1 protein-coding gene is annotated in these 1,944 nt (G+C 72.3%); it reads right to left on the bottom strand.

Annotated features, from left to right (window positions below):
* Positions 1-29: 29 nt before the first annotated feature.
* The coding region (locus ACOADB_RS15915) for a putative Ig domain-containing protein (RefSeq protein ID WP_378600500.1) at positions 30-1,944 on the bottom strand (1,915 nt) is incomplete at its 5' end.

Genomic DNA, 1,944 nt, shown 5'->3' with positions numbered 1-1,944 from the left:
GACCGGCAGCTGCCGGTCAGCCGGAGCCGTCAGAGGATTCCGGCGCGGCCCTCGCTGGGCTTCCAGCGGGCGTCGCCGGCGTACGTGCCGGTGATGCCCAGGCCGACGATGATCTGCGTCGACTGGAGCAGGGTCGGGTCACAGCTCGCCACACCGAACGCGTTGGTCACGCCCGTGCAGATCAGGATCGTGTTGCCCAGCAGGCCCTTCGTCGTGAACTTCACCGTCTGCCCCGACAGCGCCTGGGGCGGGAAGCCGCCGACGAGGACGGCGGACAGCTTGCCGAAGGCGACTCCACCGTTGAGCACGATCAGCGGCGCGACGGCCAGGCTGGTCGTGCCCTTGCCGACCTGGATGGTCAGCTCCTTCGTGGCGACACCGTTCGGGCTGTCGCTGTCGGTGACCTTCACGGTGAACGTGGCGGATCCGGTCGACCCGGTGGGCGTGCCCGTGATCCGGCCGTCGGCACTCAGGCTCAGGCCGGCAGGGAGCGAGCCCCCGCTGAGCTCGAAGGTGTACGGCGCCAGGCCGCCCTGGGTCGTCAGCACCACGTCGTAGGCCGCACCCACGGCGGCGTCCGGCAGGGTCGTGGTGACGATCGCGACGTGGTCGACGACCTCCAGCGAGACCTCGCTCGTGGCTGCCTGGCCGATGCCGTTGACCGCCGTGACGGTGAAGGAGTAGGTCCCCACCGCGTCGAGGGCGGGCGTGCCGGACAACGTCGCCGTGCCGTCGCCGTTGTCCTCGAAGGTCACCCCGTCGGGCAGGTCGCCAGCGGCGCTCAGGGTCGGCTCGGGGAACCCGCCGCCGGCGTACGCGAACGTGGCGTGGCTGCCTGCGACCATCCGCACCTCGGCCGGTCCGGCGATGGAGGCGGCCTCCTCGACGGTGACCTCGACGCTGTCGGTGGCGTCGTCGCCCACCCCGTTGGTGGCGGAGAGGGTGACGTCGTAGACGCCGCCGGTGCCGTTGGCCGGCGTACCCGTCACGGCGTCGCCGCCGACCTCGAGGCCGTCAGGAAGGCCGGACGCCGTGACGACCGGGACCGGGAAGCCGTCGACGTCGAAGCTGCTCGAGCCGGCGGTGCCGACACGGAAGGTCGCCGTGGCAGGCGCGTCGAGCTCGGGGGCCTCGTTGACGGTCAGCGCGAACGGCCAGGTGGCGTCGGGGCCGACACCGTTCGAGCCGTCGATGGTGATGTCGTAGGTGCCACCGGAGCTGTCGACCGGAGTACCCGCGAGCGTGCCCGTGCCGTCAGCACTGCCCTCACCGTCGGTGAAGGTGACACCGCCGGGAAGGTCGCTGTCCGTGGACAGTGTCGCCGTGGGGTGGCCACCGACCTGCTCGAAGACATCGGGACCACCGGGCTCGCCGACCGTGTACGTCGACGACGTCGGGCCGGTCAGCGTGGGCGCCTGGGCGATCTCGAGCTCGGTGACCTTGTCGATCGAGCCCGCCTCGTTGGTCGCGGTGACCGTGACCGGGAAGACGCCACCTGGTCCGGTCGGCGTACCGCTGATCGTGCCGGTGCCGTCACCGTTGTCGGTGAACGTCAGGCCGGCCGGCAGGGCGCTGGCGGAGAGGCTCGGCACCGGCGAGCCGGTGGTCGTGTACGACGCCGCCGGGTTGGCCGGGCTGCCGACCGCGAGGTCGACGTGGTCGGGCCCGTCGACCTCGCCGACGACCTGGGCACGCTCGACGGCGCCGATGTCGCACCTGGCACCCGACGGCCGGACGGCTCCGCGCTGGTCCACCGCGTCACCCGTGCACGACGTGATCTTGTCGAGGAGCACGCTGGAGCGCGACGGCAGCTGGGTCGATGTCGGACCGCCGTTGTCGGCGAGCGCGCCGAGCTGCGGGTCGACGCCGGGGGTCGGACCGCAACCCGCGTTGCCCGGGCCGGCGTGGTTGGCGCCGTTGTCGGTGATCGTCGAGCCGGCGCAC

Origin of the sequence: Nocardioides sp. CPCC 206348, assembly GCF_048654705.1 — a bacterium.
In the GTDB taxonomy this organism is placed as follows: domain Bacteria; phylum Actinomycetota; class Actinomycetes; order Propionibacteriales; family Nocardioidaceae; genus Nocardioides.
Note: the sequence above shows the minus strand (reverse complement) of the source record. Positions and strands in the feature narration are given on the sequence as shown.